Source organism: Aquimarina hainanensis (assembly GCF_042684685.1).
Classification (GTDB): Bacteria; Bacteroidota; Bacteroidia; order Flavobacteriales; family Flavobacteriaceae; genus Aquimarina; species Aquimarina hainanensis.
In genome coordinates this window covers 1-22,328 of sequence record NZ_JBHULX010000007.1, presented here as the reverse complement: position 1 = coordinate 22,328, position 22,328 = coordinate 1, and the positions used below count along the sequence as shown (strand labels likewise).

The window sequence follows — 22,328 nt, the reverse complement described above, 5'->3', positions numbered from 1 at the left end:
ACAACTATTACAGAAAATGCAAATGGAACGTTCTCCTATGTAGATGAGGACGGATCAACAACAACTGTAGATGTAAGCAACCTGGAAACATTAACATCCCTGGCACTAAATGCTGATAACACCAATTTGGACTATGTAGATGAAGACGGATCAACAAATCAGATCAATCTAACAGCAGCGGTACAAAACCTGGAAACGCTAACATCAATGACACAAAATGATGCAAGTGCTACTGGTGAAATTACTTATACAGATGAGGACGGAAGTACTTCTACAGCACAAGTTGTAAGTGCTGATGCTAACAATCAGGTAACCTCAGGAGCAGATGGAGGAGCTTTCTTTGTTAGCCCTGTAAAAGCTTTAGCTAAAGTTACAATGACATATACCGGTGCTTTTAACACCTATCAAAACCATACAATTGCTAAACAATTTAATATTGCAACCATAGAAAGAGCTAATGAAGGGGACTATAATGTTACATTTACTACCCCAATGCCTGATGCTCATTATATAATACAATTAACCATATTAGATTGTGGAGGTAATTGCCCTGGAAACTCAAATGCTAATTACGACGATCCTGGTATCACCTATTATAATCAAACGGCAAACGGATTTAGTATCAACATTGGAGATAGTGATAATGGAGCTAATCAAAAAGATGATATTGATTTAGAATTTATGCTAACAGTATTCGATTTTTAAAATGATTGTTAAATATTAAAACACATAAAAAAGGGACTTTTCTTTGTAAGAGAAGCCCCCTATTTACAATAAAAAGAAAACGTGCTATTTTTCATCCCCTACTCAAAAAACCTATTAAATAAAAAAGAAAACCTGAATACCATAACTTTTAACATGAGAAACACGCTACTAATAATTTTAGGCTTTATAATATCCTTTCCTATATATAGTCAGATTGATGCGACTTCCCTTATGGGACTTCCAACAGCTACAAATGCTGAAATGTTGGGAATTACCTCTCCTGCAATAGGAGCTATTGTATTTAATACGACGGATCAAGCTGTATACAGATTTACAAGTTCCGGATGGCAAAAAAACACAGATGATCAAACAGCATCAGAAGTTTCGATAGATACTCCTGTCGACTTAAACAATATTGCTACTGATCCCGGTTCCGGAAATGAAACTACCGTTGAAGAAGCCATTCAGGCAATTGCTCCGATTACTTCTAGAGCTGCAAGGGTATTTTATCCTCCTTCAATAGAAATTGACGCTTCGACAAACGGGACCTTCACTGTCAATTTATACAATCAATATACAGCACAATTTGCAACCCCTACTGCAAGTAGTGCCGGAGCACCAAATACCATCCCGACCTATAGTGCTTCTGACTTATATTATTATGTAACCTATGCTGACCCTACAGTATTTAATACCGCAACTATGTCAATAGATGCAAATGGAGTGTTGACCTATACCATTATAGGCCAACCTGCCGACTTTAATGCCCTTATTAATGTCGTTTTTGTAGTTAAATAATAAGTTTATACAAAAAAAGTTTTTTAATGTTCAAAATAAGTCCCCCTCTGTTGTTTGTAGGAATTATTCTTGCAACAATACAGCTGTGTTATTCTCAAGCTACAGTAGAAATTGAAGTAACCTGGACGAACTGGTCTTCTGAAAACAGAGTAACACTATTAGACCCCTCTAATACGGTTGTTCTGCCACGAATCTGTAATCCTGTCACATGTTTCAATGGCCTTAGTAATAATTCTTACAACACCGTTGGAACCCCACAAACATATAATCTTCCCTATAATTCGGCATACACGCTCCGATTAGAAGACAACTATGGGGATGGATGGAATGGAACGGCATCGTTCGTAAGAGTTACAATTGACGGAGTAGTCACTCTAGAAGAAAGATTAGAAAATGGATTTTTAAGAGATATTCCCTTATACATAGAAGCTATTCCTGTAAATCAACCTTTATCTTTATTTGATAAATTCGATGGATATTATGATTATGCAGTTACTGGAGATTCTTTCAGAACAAATAGCAATACGGTTAATGCCTGTTCTATAAAAACAACCTCGACCGGGATTACCTTAACTACCCCAATAGCACCTTCTGCTACTATCCAAAAAGCATATCTGTTCTGGGCACATTCCAATAGCATCCCTGACAAACAAGTCACATTCGAAAATCAAACTATCAATGCAGATATTACCAAAAAAACAATTATTGACGGTATTAACTTATATGGAATGGTTAGTGATGTTACTTCTATAATTCAAGGAATAGCAGACCCTTCTACAAATACATATGATTTCTCCGGTTTAACAATAGATAATAGTGCTACTTATTGTGATAGCGGGATTGTATTAGGAGGATGGAGCCTCATGATTTTTTATACAGCACCTGGGCTTCCCGCAGTATCTATAAATCTATATGATGGTTTTGATGGAGGACAAAATACAACAACTAATTATACACTCTCTGGTTTTTTTGCTAACGGAGGTACCGGATCTAAAACCTCTGTACTTTCCTGGGAAGGAGATATCACCCTCGCAAATAATGAATTACTATCTATTACAACAGGGATTAATGGAGGTCCCTATACTTTAAATGGAGATGGGGATAATATCGGCGGGATCAGTAACCCTTTTAATTCCACTATTTTTGACAATACAGTAACTCCTAATGTAAACCGTACAACATATGGAGTCGATTTTGATACCTATGATATTTCTCCCTACATCATAACAGGAGAAAATAGCACGACTACAAGTGTTGGTGTCGGACAAGATTTTGTTATTCTTAACGCTGTATTACTAAAAGTACCAAGTAACCTTATTACCGGATATATTTTTGAAGATATCAACTACCCAGGAGGAAATGGTAGAAACCGAACAACTGCAAATGGGGCTCCTGTAAAAAATGCTTTAGTAGAATTATACGACAGTACTGGAACATTTATTGAAAGTACAACCTCAGACGCTGATGGCATCTATACTTTTGGAGGAATGCAAAATGGCAATTATAGTGTAAGAGTGGTAAATAGTAGTGTTCGCTCCTCCAGAGGAGGCGGAGCTTCATGTACCAACTGTTATCCCATCCAAACTTTTAGAAAAAATTACACCTCTCCTACATACACCAATATCATAACGGAAATAGGAGGTGCTTATCCTGCTCAGGAAGATGTTGTTACTGGAAGTATAACAAATGCACAAACCGTCTCTACTGTTACCATTCTAAACGAGGGAGTGGTTGATTTTGACTTTGGTTTCAATTTTAATACAATTGTCAATACAAATGAAAGTGGACAAGGATCTATCGCACAATTTATCGTAAACTCGAATCATCTGGATGAGACCGGACTAGACATTGAAGCAAATAGTATCTTCAACCCTGGTGCAGAAGAAGACACTTCTATATTTATGATTCCACCAACAAGTGATCCTTTAGGAAGAACTTCTGATGCTAATTTTATTAATGGGTATTTTGATATCACGATAAGTAATGGAACTCCTTTACCAATTATAACCGCAGATAACACCTTTATTGATGGAAGGACGCAAACAGCCTATAGTCATACCAATACAGGAACCATAGGCTCTGGAGGAACTCTTGTCGGCACCTCAGCTAATACACTACCTTCTTATAACCTACCGGAAGTTCAATTACATCGAAACGATGGAGATGTTATTCAAGTCCAAGGGAATAATACTTCTATAAGAGGAATTGCTGTATTTGCCAGTAATAATAGTGGGATTGTAATTAACAATTCATCAACAATACTAACAGAAAACCTAATTGGTGTTAATGCAGACGGTATTGCTTCTGGTAATATCAATCATGGAATCTCAGTTATAGGAAATACCCTATCAGGATCTTCCACTATTAGCAATAATTATATTGCTTATAATACAGAGACAGGAATATCTATAAGTGGAGGTGCTTCAACTAATATTATCGGTAATCATATTACAAATAATGGTATTGCTTCATGTAATGATAATATTACTATTCTCAGCGGAAACGGAATTACCCTTCAAAGAAACTTGATAGAAAATGCAGCAGCAATAGGAATAGATGCGCTCTCTTCTTCTGGTAATATTACTATAACAGAAAATACAATCCAAACCTCCGGACAACATGGAGGGAATTGTTCCGATAGTGTTGAAAACTCAGGAATTCGATTGAGCGGTAATAACTCATCTATTACCAATAATATTATTAATGAGAACGGAGGAAGTGGTATCGTTATTACCGGAGGCAACACTTCTGGAAATCTAATTTCCAGAAATTCGATTTATAATAATGGAACCACCAGTAGTGCATTAGGGATAGACATAGACGAGTCCTCTGGAGGAAACCCTACAGGAAACGGAGTGACTTTAAACGATATGAACGATATAGATACTGGTCCTAATGGTGTAGTGAATTTTCCTGTCTTCCAATCTGCAGTTATTGCAGGTACTACGCTCATCGTAAGCGGGTGGTCCCGCCCTGGTGCTATAATTGAGTTCTTTGTTACTGACATATCAGAAGGTACAGCCAGTATCGGAGACAATCAGATGGGACTTACTCAAGATTATGGCGAAGGTCAAACATTTCTGGCTGCTGCTACAGAAGGAAGCCCTCAAGACACGGCTACAGGAATCTCTACCTATAGTGATACTGATGGAAATACAGATAATACGAATCAGTTTTCATTTACACTTACAATTCCTACAACATATTCTATAGGAACACTTATAACAGCAACAGCAACAGTGGGGAATAGTACTTCCGAATTTGGAAACACCTTCCCTGTTGGCGCCAGAAGCATCATTACAAATCGAAGAATAACCTATAGAATAAAATAAAATCCACGAATTTAATAATATCAGAAAAACACTTAACCAGTTTAAAAAAACACTTAATCGATGTTTTCCGTCACTTAATCGATGTTTTTTACCGTTTTTCACAAAAAAAACAGCCTACAAATCAACTATTTACATTATATTAGCGCCAGAATAAATTTACGTACTAAACGTATTTTGAAAATTTTACAAAAAAATGAATAAGTTATTGATAACCATTTTATTAGCTTCAATATCAAGCAATATCTTTGCACAAGTAGCTTTTCATAATGCTGGAAACGTTCAGATTCATGATCAAGGACAAGTAGGATTTCATATAGATGTAATTAACGATGGAACTTTTGACAACAACCTTGGCTTAGCTGGATTTTATAACACCGCTAACAGCTTGACTGTATCCGGAACCAGTAGACCTGTATTTCATGATTTAGAAGTTGATGTTCCTAATGATTTATTTTTAGAAGTATCGGTAGGAACTGATAATTTCCAACAATTCGTTAATGGTAGAGTTATTACTCCCAGAGATCAAAAAAATGTATCTTTTGATTACCTTAATGATGCTCCATATGACGGGGAAAATGACGATCGTTTTGTAGATGGATATGCTTCGGTTCAGGGAGATTTGGATTTTACATTTCCTATAGGAGACGATTATAGATTACGTCCTATGTCAATTGATAACCAATCTGCTGCTATAGCAAGTAAAGGAGCTTACTTCTTTGAAAATCCTAATTCCCCTAACTATTTTTCTGATAACTTCAATACAGAAAGCAGAGCTGCGACTTTATTTAACATCAGTATTTTCGAGTTCTGGGATTTAGATGGAGATGTAGAAACTGGAGTAACACTTACCTGGGACGACAATAGTAATATTCCTACTTTAGTAGATGATTTAAATGATCTGAGAGTTGTAGGATGGGATATTGAAACTGAAAAATGGGTCAATCTTGGAAATGTGAGTACAACAGGTAATATGGATAGTGGTTCAATTACTTCAGAATCTATTATCCCTAGTAAATATGCTGTATTAACCTTTGGATCATCTAGTAATTTACTCGATGGGGATCTGGAAATTTTTACGGCTATCTCTCCTAATGGAGATAATCTGAATGACTCTTTCAGAATTATAGGATTAGCAGAATTCCCAAATAATGAAGTATTAATTTACAATAGATGGGGAGTGTTAGTCTATAGCCAAAAACAATATCACTTACACCAGGAAACAAATGGTTTCAAAGGAATTTCTGATGGAAGAGCGACAATCAATAAAGATGAGAAATTACCAGAAGGAACTTATTATTATATCTTAAAAATAGACGGTTCAGAAGATCGAAGCGGATATTTATACATCAATAGATAATTATTCTATCAGCAAGATACACTATATTTTTTTGACAAAATGGTATCCCCATATTTCATATCCCTCATTAAGATAAAACTTATGTGAGGGATAATTTATTACATAACTATTAAGTTCAGAAGCCTCACACCCCCTACTCCTGGCATATTCATAAATCCATTCAAAAACCATTTTCCCAATTCCTTTACTCCTGTATGCTTCTTCTATAAAAACATGATCAGGCTCACAGGATTTCCCTACATAATGACGTGTCATAAACCAAAGTCCAAAAACACCAATAAGTTGACCTCCCAGATATACCCCTCTGCATTCATAATTTTGTCCCAGCATTTCATAAAAACGCTCTAATAATACCTCATCAGAAAACTTGTGTTCAGTCAATTTCTGTATCATAGGCAATACCTTGGGAAAACTGTGCTTATCTAATTGCCGAAATGTTAAATTCATTATATTTTTTTGCACTAAAATACTTATACATTTATCATAAACCCATACGTAAGAGTCCTAAATATTTCTTATAGTTTTATCATTTACTTCCCTTGTTCCCCTGCAACATACTTATCCTTTATTAATCTACTAGAATTTGCATAAGAAAGTGAGTGTTAGTCTTCGAGATTCATTAAAAAATGAAGTCCAATTCTAATGATTGAACAAAAGCAAAACCTTCTTTTCTTGAAAAAAAGTTCCTTTTTATTCGTTTCGACGGGAATATCTTACTCCATAGCAGGTGAACTGAAAGCAAATCCATGTGATATTTTGAAATATATTATTAATTTCGAAGCATCCCTCAAAGCAGTAAACTAACCATAGCGTGAAACCTAATTAAATGATTTGTAAAAATGATACGAAGAGAATTTATTAAAACATCTTTATTAGGAATAACAGGGATATCCTGTTTTCCTGTAGCTTCTTTAACCCCTTCTTTTTCCAAAGATGACCTTATGGGAAAAAGCAATCCCACTCTTTATGGCACTTCGTACAAACTGCGAAAAGAGGCACATCAATCATTTCTGGAAATGAGTAAAGCTGCCAGTAAAAGTGGTATTCGTATAAAAGTAGTCTCCAGCTATAGAAATTATGCACATCAAAACAGAATATGGGAACGAAAATACAAAGCATTCACTGCTAAAAAAATGAACCCAGAACAAGCGATCAAAAAAATTATTGAATATTCTACAATTCCAGGAACCTCCAGACATCACTGGGGAACAGATCTTGATATTGTAGATGGGAATGCGCCACAACCAAAAGGCTTGTTATTAGAAAAAAACTTTGCTTCAGAAGGTCCTTTTTGCAAACTAAAAGAATGGATGGATCGTCATGCCAGTTCTTTTGGCTTTGAGCTTGTTTATACGAATAAAGAAGGAAGAAAAGGATTCAAATACGAACCCTGGCATTATACATACACCCCTTTATCAATCCCTATGCTCAAAGCATACCGAAAAATTGATATCAAAAAGGAACTGAAAAAAGCTAACTTACTAGGTAGTAGTCATTTTACCGATACATTTATTCAAAACTATATAAACGAAAACATCCTGGATATTAATCCCGAATTACTTTAGGCAGTTGTATACTAAAGTCAATTAATATGGGTTATTATAGAAAATATAAAATCTACTTTTATCATGAAAAAGCCCCTTAAAATTTTAGTATTGTTTTTAGTGACTGTTTCAACCTTAATCTCCTGTAGTAAGGATGAAGATGATACGGTTACCAATCGATCGAGCGAAGCCTATACAAATCAAATTTTTGAACTCATAAATGCTCACCGAGAAAGTATCGGACTTCAGGCTTTAGAAAGAAATCCTACGGCAGATCAATTAGCTGTTGATCATACAGAATATATGATTTCTAAAGCAGCGATTAGTCATGATAACTTTAATGATCGCTCTAGTTCCTTATCAGAGGAAGAAGGAGCAACTGCTGTGGCAGAAAATGTAGCTAGTATATACCCTGATCCGGAAAGCGTTGTTAATGGATGGCTTAATAGTAGTGGTCATAAGGCAAATATAGAAGGAGAATATTCTCATACTGGTATTGCAGCTATCAAAGACAAACAAGGAAAGTATTATTATACTCAGCTTTTCTTTAGAAAATAATAAAGGCTACAAAATCAGACCTTATCAAAAATATCTTGTTTAAAAATATGGAGAAAATGATGCATAATACGTTTTCAAAAAAACTATATTGCACCCGATACCTGATAAACACGTTACCCGCTTTTTTGAAAAGTACGTTGGTTTTTATCTTTAAAAAAGAAAATCACCCCCTGCTTTTTAATATTTAGTATTTTTATAAAACAATAAAAAAACAGATACTATGAGAGGTCGAGGAGGTCTGAAAATAAGGATATTAATAGGAGTAGCAATAGTTGCTTTTGCGTTTATCAAAAAATGTAACAACAAAACTCTTAATCCATACACAGATCGGGTACAAAATATCAATATGAGTACTGATCAGGAAATTGCAATTGGATTGCAAAGTGCTCCACAAATGGCACATCAACATGGAGGACTCTATCCGGATCAAAAATTACAGAATTACATTGATATGGTAGGAAGAAAATTAGTGAATAGTACTACAGCTAGAGAAACCCCGTATAAATATGAATTTCATTTATTAGCAGACCCAAATACAATTAATGCATTTGCCCTTCCTGGAGGACAAATATTCATTACCTATGCTTTATTATCCCGATTACAGAATGAAGATCAAGTTGCTGGGGTACTAGGACATGAAATCGGACATGTACTTGGTAGACATTCCGCAGAACGAATCGCAGAACACGATTTCTGGAAAACAATTGCAACCGGAGCCTCTGTAGGAGCAGATGCCGGCGGTATTGTTAATCAAATCGGACAAAATGTACTCCTGGGAAATGGAAGGGATGATGAACTAGAAAGTGATAAACTTGGAGTTCGGTTTATGATTAAGGCAGGGTATAATCCTGAAGAAATGATCGAAGTCATGAGAATTCTAAAAGAAGCTGCAGGACCTAACAGAACTCCTGAATTCCAAAGTACACATCCTGATCCGGATAATCGAATTGAAAAAATAAGAGATGCAATCAGAGAATATCAACAATCATAAGCAGACTGTTTATATTCATTTTAAATAATAAAAAAACAAGTGCTAAAATGCACTTGTTTTTTTATTCCACATTCCCGTCTTTTTTATCAATTCCCTAAACTACGACCACTCCTTTTATGAATCTTATGATTCTTCCCCCTTCATACTCCTATTCTTTATAAAACCAATAATTCCTAGAAAAAAACAATCTCAAAAATCTTGTTTCTTCCAGTACACACAGCCTCGTTTTTTTTAGGAGCTTACTAAGCTTTATTGTAATTTTACGATCCTTTTTATAAAAAGCACCTATGTACGAATAGTTGCATATTGCTATTAAATGTTTTTAAAGACCATGAAAAAAAAAGTAATCCTGATGATTTTAGACGGATGGGGAACCTCTCCCGATCCTAAAGTATCTGCAATTGACAATGCAAAAACTCCATTTATTGATGGGTTATACACTAAATATCCCAATGCCTCTTTAAGAACAGATGGATTACATGTGGGGCTTCCTGATGGACAAATGGGAAATAGTGAGGTCGGTCATATGAATTTGGGAGCTGGTCGTATTGTATATCAGGATCTGGCTAAAATTAATATGGCTATTGAAAAACAAACACTTCATCAGGAAAAAGAATTACTCGCTGCTTTTTCATATGCAAAAACCAATCAAAAAAAGATTCACTTATTAGGACTTGTCAGTGATGGAGGTGTACACTCACACATTGATCATATAAAAGGATTATTAGATGCCGCTCATAAGATGGATATTACAGATATCTATTTACACGCCTTTACAGATGGAAGAGATGTCGACCCTCAATCAGGAATAGATCATATCCGATCCATAGAAGCATATATGGAGAAAACCACCGGTTCTCTCGCCTCTATTGTAGGACGATATTATGCAATGGATAGAGATAAGCGATGGGAACGTGTAAAGTTAGCTTATGATTTAGTAGTACATGGCGAAGGAACCCCTTCTACCAATAGTATCAAAAGTATACAGGAAAGCTATGACAATGATATTACAGATGAATTTATAAAACCTATTTCGCTTCAAAAAGATAATAAAGCAGTAGCGACGATCGCAGCAGATGATGTGGTTATTTTCTTTAACTTCAGAACGGATCGAGGAAGAGAGTTAACCGAAATGCTCTCTCAAAAAGACATGCCGGAATACAATACCAAAAAGCTGCCGTTATATTATGTAACTATGACCAATTATGATGAAAGCTTTACCGGCATCAATGTTATTTATAATAAAGACAACATTACAGAAACGCTGGGAGAAGTCCTTGCTAAAGCAGGCAAAAAGCAAATCAGAATTGCTGAAACTGAAAAATACCCGCATGTAACTTTCTTTTTTTCTGGGGGTAGAGAAGAACCTTTTGAAGGAGAATCCAGAATCTTAAAAAACTCTCCCAAAGTTGCCACTTATGACTTACAACCAGAAATGAGTGCCTATGAATTAACTGATTCACTAGTAGAAGCATTAAAACAAGAAGATACGGATTTCGTCTGTCTTAATTTTGCAAACGGAGATATGGTAGGACATACAGGAGTTATGGAAGCTGCTATTAAAGCCTGTGAAGCAGTAGATACTTGTGTAGAAAAAATCGTTACAACCGGGTTATCCCATGGTTATACTACTATCCTGATCGCAGATCACGGAAATTGTGAAACTATGATTAATCCTGATGGAACTCCTCATACTGCACATACGACGAACCCTGTACCAGTAATCTTGATTGATCAGGACATGATTCCTATCAAAGATGGTATCCTTGGTGATATTGCCCCTACTATCTTAGACTTGATGAATATAGACAAACCCGAAGCAATGACTCAACACTCTTTAGTTACTGCCAGTGTAAAGGAAAATTCGTAATTTGCAATTCACAAAATACCGTTTCTTAGCTCTGCTATTTGTAACAGGGTTAAAAAATCAATCACTTTATCTTTTATAAAGTGATTGATTTTTTTCGAAAGAAACGTTTATCACTCACTTTTTAAAATTAAGATTATGAAAAAATTACTGCTACCCCTGTTCAGCATACTCATCGCCTCTTGTGGAAGTACTGCAACAACAACCAGCACAGATACAGTCACTCCTCCTCCCAATTCAGAAACCTCAGTTATTACCGAAAAGCACCCTGAAACCAAACAAGAGACAAAACCTGCCATTCTTATAGGAAAACAACCTAGAAAGGCACTGGAAGCTACCCCTTATGCTACTTGGTTCTCTCCTAACTATGATGCGTATAATGTCGATAGCGAAGTCGTACAAAAAATAAAACCCTTGCTCGGGGATATCACAATAAAAGTATTTATGGGAACATGGTGCGGGGATAGTAAAAGAGAAACTCCTACCTTTTATAAAATTCTGGATGCCGCTGATTACGATTACAAAAACCTGGAACTTATTACTGTAGATCGTTCTAAAAAAACGCCGTCAGCCCATGAAAAAGGATTAGATATCCAACGAGTGCCGACATTTATATTTTACAAAGACGGAAAAGAAATTGGACGATATGTAGAATACGCAAGAGAAACATTGGAAAAAGATATGCTGGCTATCCTATCTGGAAAATCGTATAAACATGCATACGAAGATTAACCGAATGAAGATTCAAAAAACTCCGTGAAGTTCTAATAAAGAATACAGTTTCAAACTATAATTCTTTGTAAATTTGTCCCCTTAACCAGGAATTCAACACATGATTATCACTAAAACCAGAGAAGAAATAGAGTTAATGCGAGAAAGTGCATTAATCGTATCTAAAACCTTAGGAATGCTCGCTTCTGAAGTTAAACCAGGAGTTACTACCTTACAATTAGATAAATTAGCCGAAGAGTTTATTAGAGATCATGATGCTATTCCCGGTTTTCTAGGACTGTATGATTTCCCAAATACATTATGCATGAGTCCTAATGCACAGGTAGTTCATGGAATCCCTAATGACACCCCATTAGAAGAAGGAGATATTATTTCTATCGATTGTGGAGCAATTAAGAATGAATTTTATGGAGACCATGCCTATACTTTTGCTGTTGGAGAAATTGCCCCTGAAGTCGAACAACTCTTAAAAATCACTAAAGAGTCTTTATACAAAGGAATTGCTGCTTTAAAAGTTGGAAACCGGGTTGGAGATGTTGGGTATGCCATTCAATCATTTACTGAAGCCGCGGGATATGGTGTTGTTAGAGAATTGGTTGGACATGGTCTGGGAAGAAAAATGCATGAGGATCCGGAAATGCCGAATTACGGACGCAGAGGTCGTGGTAAGAAATTTGTAGAAGGAATGGTAGTTGCTATTGAGCCTATGATTAATATGGGTACGCATCGAATCAAACAACTAAGAGATGGGTGGACAATTCTTACAAAAGATGGAAAACCAAGCGCCCACTTCGAGCATGATGTAGCGATTGTTGATGGTCAGCCTGAGATTCTTTCTACTTTTAAATACATCAATAAAGCGCTGGGAATAGAAACAGATGAAGAAGATGCTTTTAGAAAAGAATTGCTGGTAGTCTAAAGTATACATAGGAAAAATCTTCTTCTTTAGATTTTACACAAAAAAGACAATAATAAGGTGAAGAAAGTATTTAAATTCATCCTGAATACCATACCCAGACCTATTCTTATACGGTTTAGTTATCTAATACGTCCTGTTTTAGCACTTATACTTCGTGGAAAGAAGTATACTGATCCTATTGACGGGAAGTCTTTTTCTAAGTTTTTACCCTATGGATATGAAAACCCCAGAGAAAATGTTTTATCACCCTCTACGCTATCACTAGAAAGACACCGACTCTTGTGGTTGTATTTAAAGAATGAAACTGACTTTTTCTCTGCCCCGGCAAAAGTACTACACTTTGCTCCAGAGCAGGCTTTTTACAAAAAATTCAAGGGATTACATCACCTGGATTATACAACCACAGACCTACATTCACCGCTTGCTGATGTCAAGGCTGATATCTGTGAGCTTCCTTTTTCTGATAATACGTATGATATTATTTTTTGTAACCATGTATTAGAACATATCCCAGATGACACAAAAGCAATGAAAGAATTGTATCGCGTCTTAAAATCAGGTGGAATGGCAATTCTGCAAATACCTCAGGATTTATCACGGGAAACTACTTTCGAAGACGATTCCATCACTGACCCTGTCGAGCGTGCTAAAATATTTGGTCAATACGACCATGTCCGCGTATATGGAAGGGACTATTTCGACAAGCTCAGGTCGATAGGCTTTAAAGTAGATGAGATAGACTACACAAAAACAATGGATAAAAAAGAAATCTCCGGGTATTGTTTAGCCCCGGGAGAAATACTTCCTGTTTGTTATAAACATTAATTTTCCGGAAACCCATTAAACGCTTCTGTCTTAAGTGCCCCTCCTTTTTCATAGATAAGTAAAGCTCTTAATTCCGGGTGTTGCGTAAGAAATTCTATTGATTGCTGTACTCCCATAGAAGTCAATGCTGTCGCATAGGCATCAGCCTCCATACAGGTATTAGCCAAAATAGAAACGCTCAATAAATTCGATTTATGAGGATATCCGGTCTTTGTATCTATAATATGAGCATACCGATTTCCTTCTTTATCAACTTTATATTTACGATAGCTTCCAGAAGTAGCCATCGCTTCTGTTTTTAGAGAAATAACTTTATTATATGATTGTGTCCCATCAAAATTAGGCTCTTCAACACCAATCTTCCACGGCTTATTCTTCGCTACATTATATCCTTTTGTCCGAATCTCTCCGCCTATTTCTACCAAATAATCTGTATAGCCTTCTTGCTCTAAAAACATAGCGAATACATCTACCGTATATCCTTTTGCCAGCGCATTAAAGTCCAAAAATGTATCCGTATGTTCTTTATGTATTTTACCTTGCTTATAATGTACTTTATCTAGACCTACAGTCCCTAACAAGCTATCTATTTTCAGACTATCCAACCCCTGAATTTCACCTTTAGGTCCAAAATCCCAGGCGTTGACTAATACTCCTATTGTAGGATCAAACGCTCCCGACGTCTCTTTGTGTATTTTTTTTGACGCATTAAAAACTTTCTGAAAATGTTCATCAATAACAACTGTAGTATCTCCTGCATTAATTCTGGAAATATCAGAATCATCCTGATACGTCGATAAGGATATATTAATCACCTGTATCAAACTGTCAAAAGATGCTCGATAATCTTTTTGCTCCTGATCAAAATACTGCAAAGAAAAAGTTGTTCCCAATGCTTTTCCTTTGAGGTAATTCGGTTGTAACTTTACTTCTTCTTTACAGGAAATAAACAATCCTATCCATACAACCAATAAAATTCTCTGTATCATATTAATGTTAATTTAGCGGGGTCTCTATTACCTGTAATCCTGCATATTCGAGTGTATAATCTTCATTATAATAAACAGGTTGTGAAGGGTCACTGGCATTACTAAGCCCCACCCCTGCATAAAACACCTTTGCTTCATGTTCTCTGGCATGTTTTTTAAAGGACTCCATCCAGATCATATCATAATTATGAGGGTTATCAGGGTATGCTACAGCTTTCACTACTACAAAATACCGTTGCTTGGAAGCATCTATACAAACAAACTGAGGTTGTTTTCCTAATGTACTGTTAATGGCTATAAATTCGAAGCCTCTTTTTTCCAGCTCTTTCCCTACAATATTCATCGCTAGGTTATGGAGTTCTTGTTTGGTCAATATCCTTCTCATAATGCTGGCAAAGATACTGCTTTGACAACAAAGAAAAACAGAATTACATCAACATATATCACTATCATCCAAAAAAAATATTTTAGTTCAGGAGCACTATCGAAACCGTATAAACTGTACTTTTTTAAAAACATATCCCGGTGTATCTACGGCTGTACCTTCTTCAAATGTGTACCAAGGTGATTGTTGAACAGAAGCCTTATTTTTTAACAAACAAACACTTTGTGCAGGCGTATATCCTTGTGCCAGCAAATATTTTTTCTCTCCCGCTTCATTTACGATTTCATCCGCAACAATCTCAATATGTCCCGGAGTACCAGGAGTTACCAACATATCTCCAATTTTCACATCTTTTACTGCAACCTTGTCTAATTCATTAAACAAGGATAATGATCCTGAATAAGCAAAGATTAAATTCAAATATTTATAAAAGTTTTTTTGAGAATGATTAGGAGTGGCTTTTTTAGAAAAAGTAACCGAATTTCCTTTGATTATTGGTCGGTACCCTTCTGCATACTGTTCCCAGGAACAATAATGTCCTGATGTAAAATTAAACCCGATTGTTGATTTTTTATTGTTATGCCATAAATATTCTGCACGTATTCTAATCAAAGCATCTGCACATTGTTGCAATCCATTAGAAGGAACTGGTATGTCCAAGATCCCTTCATGCCAGTTTTGATCATAATGCATACTCCCATCGTAATTGACAATCGGACTTCCATAAGGTTTTAATGTGTAATTCCTCAAATACTCTTCAAAGGAACCCGAAGAGTAAGATACTCTTCGATATCCTTCGGGTAGTAATACCCGCTTCTTAATTGTCATTCCCTCTTCATTAATATACTTCTCTGTTATTCTTTTTTCCTGCTTTAACGATAAAAATTCGTTTTTATCTGCCTTTGAAAGCCCCCAAAAACACCCTATCCCAATGACAATCATCAGTATCAGGAATAGTATTTTCTTTATTTGTTTATGATATGATCTCTTTTGTTTCTCCATTTTGTTTAATATAATACGCTGCCCTTTTCTGTATAACGTAAAGTCCATCTTGATTACTAAATCTGTTCTTTTTGACAAAATAGCAATTTCACATTTTTTTCTGTATTCTCCGCAATAGCATGTTGTTAAAACAACAAATCAACACTATCAATACTCTTCTCTTTTTTTTAAAACGTTCTATTTTTATCAAGGGATTCTTCTCTTTTTCTTTATTATTTTTGTTGTTTTTAATGATGTTTTACTGTAATTTAGAAGTATAAAAAGAGCGTAAATCCCAACAATAACATAGCTATATATGGTTCTGTTTTTATTAAAAAAACAGCTATTTTGCTATGAATAAAACTAAAGGGGGTCATTAAATAATATTTTATAAAATAATTAAGTCACATTGAGAAAAGCCAGTATTGAAGATAAAGAATTGGTGACAGATATATTAGTCTCTGCTTTTGCCCCACTAAAAGGAGACAACTCCATTAATTTAATAGTCAAACAAGATCATAAAAGGGTTCAAAGAATGCGGATTTTAATGGCGTATTTATTTGAAAAAGCTTTTTACTTTGGAGAAGTTTTTATTTCCAGTAATAACAAAGCCTGCCTTTTATTACATTTTCCTCATAAAGAAAAAACTACGTTACGGACTATCTTACTCAATATTAGATTGGCATTTTTCTGTATTGGAATCGAGCGGGTATTTGAAGTATTAAAAAGGCAGCGAATTGCCAAACAATTTTACCCAAAAGAGAGGCATATTCGCCCTGTAATTTTAGCGGTTAAAGAAGATGCCAAAGGAAATGGAACTGCCGCACGATTAATGCTTCACGTCAAAGACCAGTACAAAGACAATCAACTTCCCGTTATAATAGACACCTCATCGGAATACAATGTGAAGCTCTACAAAAGATTTGGCTTTAAATTGATTAAAAAGGAAAAAGGATTGAAATTCCCTATTTATTTTTTAAGACTTAATTAATCCAGCACACTCAATGCCATATCAATCGATGCTTGTAGTTTTTTCTTATCAGAAGCTATTTTGGCAATGACTTGTGTTCCTCCCATCAAGGTATAAATAAGACTTGAAATCGTTTTTAAGTCTTTTTTATCAGAAATTTCCCCTGTTTTCACCCCTGAAAGCAAATATTCATAAAACACATTCTCCATGGTTTTTTGATTATCTTTTAATTTCTCTGAAATCTCCTTATCAACAGACACCAGCTCGGTAGTAGCATTAACAACAAAACAACCTTTCTTATCAGAATCACATACTGCTTCATCTAACACAATCTCGAATAATCGCCTGAAACCTGTTTTTACCTGATCATGTGAATGCAAAAATGTACGAGTGCGTTCCATATTTGTTTTTCGATACATGGTCAACGCTTTATCGAATAAACTTCTCTTTCCCCCGAAGGTATCGTATAAGCTAGCTCTGTTAATCCCCAAAAACGTAACTAAATCCTGAATTGAGGTCGCATGATACCCTTTTTTCCAAAATAATTCTACAGCTTTATGCAGTACTTCTTCTTCCTTAAATAATTTTACTCTTGGCATGCTTCATCAAAAAAAACAGAAACACTTTCCAGTGTTTCCGCAAAGATATTGATTTACAGAACAATCATTCCAAAATAAATTAAAAAAAATCAACTCAACAATGGATTGATGTTCAGTCCCCCATCAATAGTATACTCTCCCCCTGTGATAAATGAAGCTTCATCAGATGCTAAAAATGTGACCAGGTTTGCTATATCTTCAGCCTGTCCAAATCTTTTTAAAGGGATTCGCTCCTGCAAGGAACTCGCCAGACCTTCTAACTGTTCTGCCGGCATTCCTGTTTTTTCAAAAATTGGAGTATGAACAGGTCCCGGGTTAATAGAATTTACCCTTATTTTCCTGGGAGCCAATTCTGTAGCAGCCGTTCTTGTATAAGAATTCATAGCAGCTTTTGAAGCGGCATATACGGCAGTATTAGGCATTCCCGTATAAGCATTTATTGATGATAAGTTAATAATAGAAGCCCCTTCATGTAAGATTGGCAAAAACTTTTCTACAGTAAATAGTGCGCCTTTAAAATTAATATCCATTATCTCATCGTATAAAGCTTCTGTGATTCCTCCCAAAGGAGCTGGTGAAAAAACTCCTGCATTAACAAATAAAATATCCACTCCTCCAAACCGCTCAGATATTTCAGTAACTAAAGTATCAATAGCAGATAAACTCTTTACATCTGCTACTAATCCAATAACACCTAATTCTGATGCCGCTTTTTCTACCTTAGTAGTAGATCTTCCTGTAATAACTACCGTTGCCCCATGTTCTTTTAATTGTTTTGCCGATGCATACCCTATACCGCTATTCCCACCTGTAACGATTGCCACTTTTCCTTTTAAGTCTCTCATTTTTTATATGTTTTTTTATGGTTACAAAATAACAGAACGATCGTTCCGAATACAAACATAAAAATAAAAGAACGATCGTTCCAAATAATTTAATTGTTTTTAGAAAACTTTAATAAAACTATTTTCTTTTTCCCTTAACCTCGAACTTATTCTCTAAAGAAGTAAAATCTCAATGATTAAGTAAAAAATACTCATTTATAGTGATTTTTAGGTTTCTTGTAACCAGTAGTTTTGCCCTTCCATAAACAATCTAAAAAAATGATTCGTTTTACAAAACACTACAATACAACACATTACTATCTATTTCTGATATTTCTATTGCCCATTTATACAATAGCTCAATGTCCGAATGTACCCCTGTCAATTATTGACGGAAATACGGGCTTTACAATAGAAAACCCAACCCCCAAAGACAAACTGGGATATAGTGTTAGTGATGCCGGAGATATTAATGGGGATGGAATTGATGATATTATCATTGGAGCACATTCAAAAGACAACGGTAGTATTACTGCCGCCGGAGAAGCATATATTATTTTCGGAAACCCTACATTTTCTCTTAGTTCTTTTGACCCCCAAACATTAGATGGCACAAATGGTTTCATTGTCAAAGGGAATACAACAGATGCTAAACTAGGAATATCAGTAAGTAAAGCAGGAGATGTTAACAATGATGGAGTAGATGACATTCTTATTGGGATACTCAAATATGATGCTTCAGGAATCGGCGCTGCCATGATTATATACGGAAAAAGAACTCCATTTAGAACTGTTTTTATCCCTTCAGATATTGACGGAAACAATGGGATTATCATAAAAGGAGAAAATACAACAAGTTCCCGAAGGGATGGGTTTGGAATGCATGTAAGTGCTTTAGGAGATATAAATGGTGATAGGATTGCTGACATCGGAATTGCAGCTCCCCAATATAGCCATTCTCCAAATACTGGCAGGTATTACGTTATTTTTGGAAACAATACATTGCCTTCCATACTTGACATCACTACGCTTAACGGTACTAATGGTTTTTATATTGATGGCACTGCAACTATATGGAATGGTCCTGGAAGCACTATAAACCCAGCTGGAGACATCAACAATGATGGCATTAATGACATTGCGATCGGAATTCCCAGAAAGAATGAAGACGGAATACGAAATAGAGGGATCGCTTATGTTATTTTTGGAAAAAACACCTCCTTTTCTTCTTCTTTCAATCTCTCTTCATTAAACGGGACAAATGGTTTTTCAATCTTAGGAAAACCCATAAGCGCTTCTTTGGGAACCACGATACAGGAAGCCGGAGATATAAATAACGATGGGATTACGGACCTTATAGTAAGTGCCCCACAAACAGAAATTGACGGAAATTCTTCTGTAGGAGAAGTGCATATCATTTTTGGAAAAAACACAGGTTTTAATTCTCAATTTTTAATCAATAACCTTAATGGAATCAATGGTATGACAATCATTGGAGAAAAAAGATATGATAATTTAGGAGGTGCTGCTGCTCCCGCAGGGGATTTTAACAATGATGGAATTGACGATATTATTATCGGATCAATACGGGCTAGTCGTTCTTTATCTGGAGGCGCCTATGTAGTTTTTGGAAAATCATCTCCTTGGGATCCTACTTTTAAACTGGAAACTATCAATGGTACAAATGCCATTCTATTGTTAGACGATAGAAGATATGTTTATACCAATACTGGTTTCGATGTTAGCACTGCTGGTGATGTCAACAATGATGGGGTTTCTGATATTCTTATTGGATCTAACACAAGGGATTATGACGCTGGTACCGCCTATGTAATTCACGGGGATAACATCAATTATACAGACACTACCCTCCCTACAATCAATTGTCCAACTTCAGAATCATTATATCTAAATGCAACCATTCCCAATTATATGTTCCACATAGACCTAGGAGACAATTGTACTTATCACATGGATCTAATGTATCGTCAAACCCCACCACAAGGAACAATTTTTACAGGAACAACTACAGTAACAATGACAGTCACTGATAAAGCTGGTAACAGTAATAGTTGTTCATTTCCGATAACTGTAAAACCTCCTCCTCCTTCTCTTAGCTGCACTGACACATATATTACAACCGATAATCTAAATGGTGTAAACGGTTTTTCAATTATCGGAGAACTTTCAGGAGGAAATCTCGGGCATGATGTTCGTAAAGCCGGAGACATCAATGGGGATGGGATTGCAGACTTTATTGTTGGTGCCCCTGGAGAATACTATTCTTTTTCGGGTCCTTATAGAAATGAAAGTTATAATGTAGAAGGTAAAGTATATGTAGTATTTGGCACAAGAAGTGGTTTCCCTTCACATGTCAACGTAGCCTTACTTGATGGCACAGATGGGTTCAGAATTACTAATGACACTCCCATTTCTCAGTGGCCGGAGACAGGGTATCAGGTCAGTACTGCCGGAGACATTAATAATGACGGAATTGACGATATTATGATGAGTGACCCGTTTCGCTCTACTTCATTAGGAAGAGAATTAGGACACGTTTACTTTGTTTTCGGAAAAACAAGTGGCTTTCCCCCAGTCTTAAACCTTTCGTCCCTAGATGGAACAAACGGGTTTACTTTCATCAGTGATAAAGAGTTTGATCAATCTGCAAGATCCATAGACCACATAGGAGATATTAATCATGATGGAATTAGCGATATCATAATTGGAGCCGGCACTTCTGGTGGAGCACATAAAGGCAGGTGTTTTATTCTCTATGGTAGCACATCCACTTTCCCTGATGTCCTAAGAAGTACTGATCTAGACGGAAATAATGGATTTATAATCGAAGGAGACGCAGATGGAGACCGCATTGGCAGCCAGGTAACCGGATTAGGAGATATCAACGGAGATGGCATATCAGATATCGGTTTTTCTGGAGGAACAACTAAAAAGACGTTTGTCTTATTTGGTAAAAATGGAAATCTCCCTCACCCCTTAACAACAAGCTCGATAAATGGATCTAATGGATTTTATGTCGATCTCTCTTTAGCTCCTTCTTCTACAAGCGGAACTATTAATAGTGTTGGAGATATTAATGGAGACGGTATTAATGACATCTTATTCGGTGGTAAATGGTTATTATTTGGAAAAAACACAGGGTATTCCTTAGCAGAAGATATTTATTCGTTAAACGGAATAAACGGTTTTTCATTCTCTGTCTCTGGTTTCTCTGATATTAGTTCTGCCGGAGATTTTAACAATGACGGAATCACAGATTTATTATTAGGAAGAATCAGAACATCAACAGTCATACTATTTGGAAGATCTACTGGATGGTCTCCAACAATCAACCCATATGTATTGGATAACTCTCAAGCGTTTCAGGTAAGAAGCCCTAGTTCATATACCGGAGCATCTGTAGATGGTATTGGAGATATTAATATGGATGGTTTTGATGATATTTTACTAGGAAGCCCTACACCTTCTTATAGCGCCAGTCTCACAGAAAATCCCGGATACGCCTATGTTCTTTTTGGGTTTAGCCTCACCGATACAGAAAAACCAGTAATTACCTGTCCTTCGAATCAGGTGTTAGCTTCAGGAAATACATTACCTGATTACACCTCTTTAGTTTCCGTTGTTGACAACTGTGATAGTGCTCCGGAAATTACACAAACTCCTGGTGTAGGAAGTCCCTACACTTCTGGTATGACGGTTACAATGATCGCAACAGATGCCAGCGGGAATAGGGTATCTTGTACTTTTATTGTTAGTGACATCACAGACACCACGCCCCCAAGCATTACATGCCCGACAGATCAAACAGTGAGCTGTACTACTACAACCGTACCTGACTACTCCTCTTTAGTCAGCGCTACAGACGCTATAGATCCTAATCCAACAATCAATCAAACACCCTCTGCTGGAAGCCCCCTTACTGATGGAATGA

General features: G+C 36.1%; 18 protein-coding genes and 1 pseudogene. 13 read left to right on the top strand and 6 right to left on the bottom strand.

Annotation, left to right across the window (positions count from 1 at the left end; translation table 11 throughout):
• The 4 genes and pseudogenes from ACFSTE_RS08380 to ACFSTE_RS08365 form a co-directional block, all read left to right on the top strand.
• Positions 1–705, top strand: a pseudogene (locus tag ACFSTE_RS08380) (hypothetical protein); the annotation flags it as partial.
• Positions 706–858: 153 nt separating this feature from the next.
• Entirely contained in the window at positions 859–1,503 is a 645-nt protein-coding gene (locus ACFSTE_RS08375; RefSeq protein WP_378256614.1) for a hypothetical protein, read from the top strand.
• Positions 1,504–1,529: 26 nt separating this feature from the next.
• Positions 1,530–4,835, top strand: a complete 3,306-nt coding sequence (locus tag ACFSTE_RS08370) for a beta strand repeat-containing protein (protein WP_378256615.1) — start codon at positions 1,530–1,532, stop codon at positions 4,833–4,835.
• 193 nt (positions 4,836–5,028) lie between these two features.
• Positions 5,029–6,192: a gliding motility-associated C-terminal domain-containing protein gene (locus tag ACFSTE_RS08365; protein ID WP_378256617.1), complete on the top strand. Its 1,164-nt coding sequence runs from the start codon at positions 5,029–5,031 to the stop codon at positions 6,190–6,192.
• A gap of 21 nt (positions 6,193–6,213) precedes the next feature.
• Here ACFSTE_RS08365 and ACFSTE_RS08360 read toward each other — a convergent pair whose 3' ends face one another.
• Positions 6,214–6,639 carry a GNAT family N-acetyltransferase gene (locus ACFSTE_RS08360; protein ID WP_378256619.1) on the bottom strand — a complete coding sequence of 142 codons (426 nt, stop codon included), beginning with the start codon at positions 6,637–6,639 and terminating at the stop codon, positions 6,214–6,216.
• A 392-nt stretch (positions 6,640–7,031) separates the two neighbouring features.
• Between ACFSTE_RS08360 and ACFSTE_RS08355 the strand changes: the two genes are divergently transcribed.
• The 7 genes from ACFSTE_RS08355 (at position 7,032) to ACFSTE_RS08325 (ending at position 13,628) form a co-directional block, all read left to right on the top strand.
• Complete coding sequence (locus ACFSTE_RS08355; RefSeq protein WP_378256623.1) at positions 7,032–7,757, top strand: M15 family metallopeptidase; 726 nt, start codon at positions 7,032–7,034, stop codon at positions 7,755–7,757.
• 63 nt (positions 7,758–7,820) lie between these two features.
• On the top strand, positions 7,821–8,294 hold the full coding sequence (locus ACFSTE_RS08350; RefSeq protein WP_176029068.1) for a CAP domain-containing protein: 474 nt from the start codon (positions 7,821–7,823) through the stop codon (positions 8,292–8,294).
• A gap of 220 nt (positions 8,295–8,514) precedes the next feature.
• Complete coding sequence (locus ACFSTE_RS08345) at positions 8,515–9,285, top strand: M48 family metalloprotease (RefSeq protein WP_378256625.1); 771 nt, start codon at positions 8,515–8,517, stop codon at positions 9,283–9,285.
• Positions 9,286–9,616: 331 nt separating this feature from the next.
• The gene (gpmI, locus tag ACFSTE_RS08340) at positions 9,617–11,155 is read left to right on the top strand and encodes a 2,3-bisphosphoglycerate-independent phosphoglycerate mutase (protein WP_378256627.1); all 1,539 of its coding nucleotides are present in this window, start codon (positions 9,617–9,619) and stop codon (positions 11,153–11,155) included.
• Between the two features lie 135 nt (positions 11,156–11,290).
• Entirely contained in the window at positions 11,291–11,884 is a 594-nt protein-coding gene (locus tag ACFSTE_RS08335; protein WP_176029065.1) for a thioredoxin family protein, read from the top strand.
• Positions 11,885–11,984: 100 nt separating this feature from the next.
• On the top strand, positions 11,985–12,803 hold the full coding sequence (gene map / locus ACFSTE_RS08330; RefSeq protein WP_176029064.1) for a type I methionyl aminopeptidase: 819 nt from the start codon (positions 11,985–11,987) through the stop codon (positions 12,801–12,803).
• A gap of 57 nt (positions 12,804–12,860) precedes the next feature.
• Positions 12,861–13,628 carry a class I SAM-dependent methyltransferase gene (locus ACFSTE_RS08325; protein WP_378256630.1) on the top strand — a complete coding sequence of 256 codons (768 nt, stop codon included), beginning with the start codon at positions 12,861–12,863 and terminating at the stop codon, positions 13,626–13,628.
• On the opposite strand, the gene ACFSTE_RS08320 is transcribed toward ACFSTE_RS08325, so the two are convergent.
• The 3 genes from ACFSTE_RS08320 to ACFSTE_RS08310 all read right to left on the bottom strand — a co-directional run bounded on the left by ACFSTE_RS08320 (position 13,625) and on the right by ACFSTE_RS08310 (position 16,004).
• On the bottom strand, positions 13,625–14,617 hold the full coding sequence (locus tag ACFSTE_RS08320) for an FAD:protein FMN transferase (protein ID WP_378256632.1): 993 nt from the start codon (positions 14,615–14,617) through the stop codon (positions 13,625–13,627). The two genes, ACFSTE_RS08325 and ACFSTE_RS08320, sit on opposite strands and share 4 nt — an antisense overlap.
• Before the next feature lie 7 nt (positions 14,618–14,624).
• On the bottom strand, positions 14,625–15,002 hold the full coding sequence (locus tag ACFSTE_RS08315) for a Na(+)-translocating NADH-quinone reductase subunit F (protein WP_176029061.1): 378 nt from the start codon (positions 15,000–15,002) through the stop codon (positions 14,625–14,627).
• 96 nt (positions 15,003–15,098) lie between these two features.
• Complete coding sequence (locus tag ACFSTE_RS08310) at positions 15,099–16,004, bottom strand: DUF4846 domain-containing protein (protein ID WP_378298071.1); 906 nt, start codon at positions 16,002–16,004, stop codon at positions 15,099–15,101.
• Positions 16,005–16,392: 388 nt separating this feature from the next.
• Here ACFSTE_RS08310 and ACFSTE_RS08305 point away from each other — a divergent pair, with 388 nt between their 5' ends.
• On the top strand, positions 16,393–16,974 hold the full coding sequence (locus ACFSTE_RS08305) for a GNAT family N-acetyltransferase (RefSeq protein ID WP_176029059.1): 582 nt from the start codon (positions 16,393–16,395) through the stop codon (positions 16,972–16,974).
• On the opposite strand, the gene ACFSTE_RS08300 is transcribed toward ACFSTE_RS08305, so the two are convergent.
• Positions 16,971–17,552 (bottom strand): TetR/AcrR family transcriptional regulator, encoded by a 582-nt coding sequence (locus ACFSTE_RS08300; RefSeq protein WP_378256637.1) that lies wholly within the window; start codon positions 17,550–17,552, stop codon positions 16,971–16,973. The two genes, ACFSTE_RS08305 and ACFSTE_RS08300, sit on opposite strands and share 4 nt — an antisense overlap.
• 89 nt (positions 17,553–17,641) lie before the next feature.
• Positions 17,642–18,397, bottom strand: coding sequence for an SDR family NAD(P)-dependent oxidoreductase (locus ACFSTE_RS08295; RefSeq protein ID WP_176029057.1), 756 nt, complete (start codon positions 18,395–18,397; stop codon positions 17,642–17,644).
• 258 nt (positions 18,398–18,655) lie between these two features.
• Between ACFSTE_RS08295 and ACFSTE_RS08290 the strand changes: the two genes are divergently transcribed.
• Positions 18,656–22,328 (top strand): HYR domain-containing protein (locus ACFSTE_RS08290; protein WP_378298069.1); only part of this gene is annotated, 3,673 nt, incomplete at its 3' end.

What these genes read in the sequence shown, in the direction of transcription:
- ACFSTE_RS08375 (WP_378256614.1), top strand. Translation starts at nt 859, where the DNA reads ATGAGAAACACGCTACTAATAATTTTAGGCTTTATAATATCCTTTCCT.
- gpmI (WP_378256627.1), top strand. Translation starts at nt 9,617, where the DNA reads ATGAAAAAAAAAGTAATCCTGATGATTTTAGACGGATGGGGAACCTCT.
- ACFSTE_RS08335 (WP_176029065.1), top strand. Translation starts at nt 11,291, where the DNA reads ATGAAAAAATTACTGCTACCCCTGTTCAGCATACTCATCGCCTCTTGT.
- ACFSTE_RS08300 (WP_378256637.1), bottom strand. Translation starts at nt 17,552, where the DNA reads ATGCCAAGAGTAAAATTATTTAAGGAAGAAGAAGTACTGCATAAAGCT.
- ACFSTE_RS08360 (WP_378256619.1), bottom strand. Translation starts at nt 6,639, where the DNA reads ATGAATTTAACATTTCGGCAATTAGATAAGCACAGTTTTCCCAAGGTA.
- map (WP_176029064.1), top strand. Translation starts at nt 11,985, where the DNA reads ATGATTATCACTAAAACCAGAGAAGAAATAGAGTTAATGCGAGAAAGT.
- ACFSTE_RS08315 (WP_176029061.1), bottom strand. Translation starts at nt 15,002, where the DNA reads ATGAGAAGGATATTGACCAAACAAGAACTCCATAACCTAGCGATGAAT.
- ACFSTE_RS08355 (WP_378256623.1), top strand. Translation starts at nt 7,032, where the DNA reads ATGATACGAAGAGAATTTATTAAAACATCTTTATTAGGAATAACAGGG.
- ACFSTE_RS08370 (WP_378256615.1), top strand. Translation starts at nt 1,530, where the DNA reads ATGTTCAAAATAAGTCCCCCTCTGTTGTTTGTAGGAATTATTCTTGCA.
- ACFSTE_RS08365 (WP_378256617.1), top strand. Translation starts at nt 5,029, where the DNA reads ATGAATAAGTTATTGATAACCATTTTATTAGCTTCAATATCAAGCAAT.
- ACFSTE_RS08320 (WP_378256632.1), bottom strand. Translation starts at nt 14,617, where the DNA reads ATGATACAGAGAATTTTATTGGTTGTATGGATAGGATTGTTTATTTCC.
- ACFSTE_RS08345 (WP_378256625.1), top strand. Translation starts at nt 8,515, where the DNA reads ATGAGAGGTCGAGGAGGTCTGAAAATAAGGATATTAATAGGAGTAGCA.
- ACFSTE_RS08295 (WP_176029057.1), bottom strand. Translation starts at nt 18,397, where the DNA reads ATGAGAGACTTAAAAGGAAAAGTGGCAATCGTTACAGGTGGGAATAGC.
- ACFSTE_RS08350 (WP_176029068.1), top strand. Translation starts at nt 7,821, where the DNA reads ATGAAAAAGCCCCTTAAAATTTTAGTATTGTTTTTAGTGACTGTTTCA.
- ACFSTE_RS08310 (WP_378298071.1), bottom strand. Translation starts at nt 16,004, where the DNA reads ATGGAGAAACAAAAGAGATCATATCATAAACAAATAAAGAAAATACTA.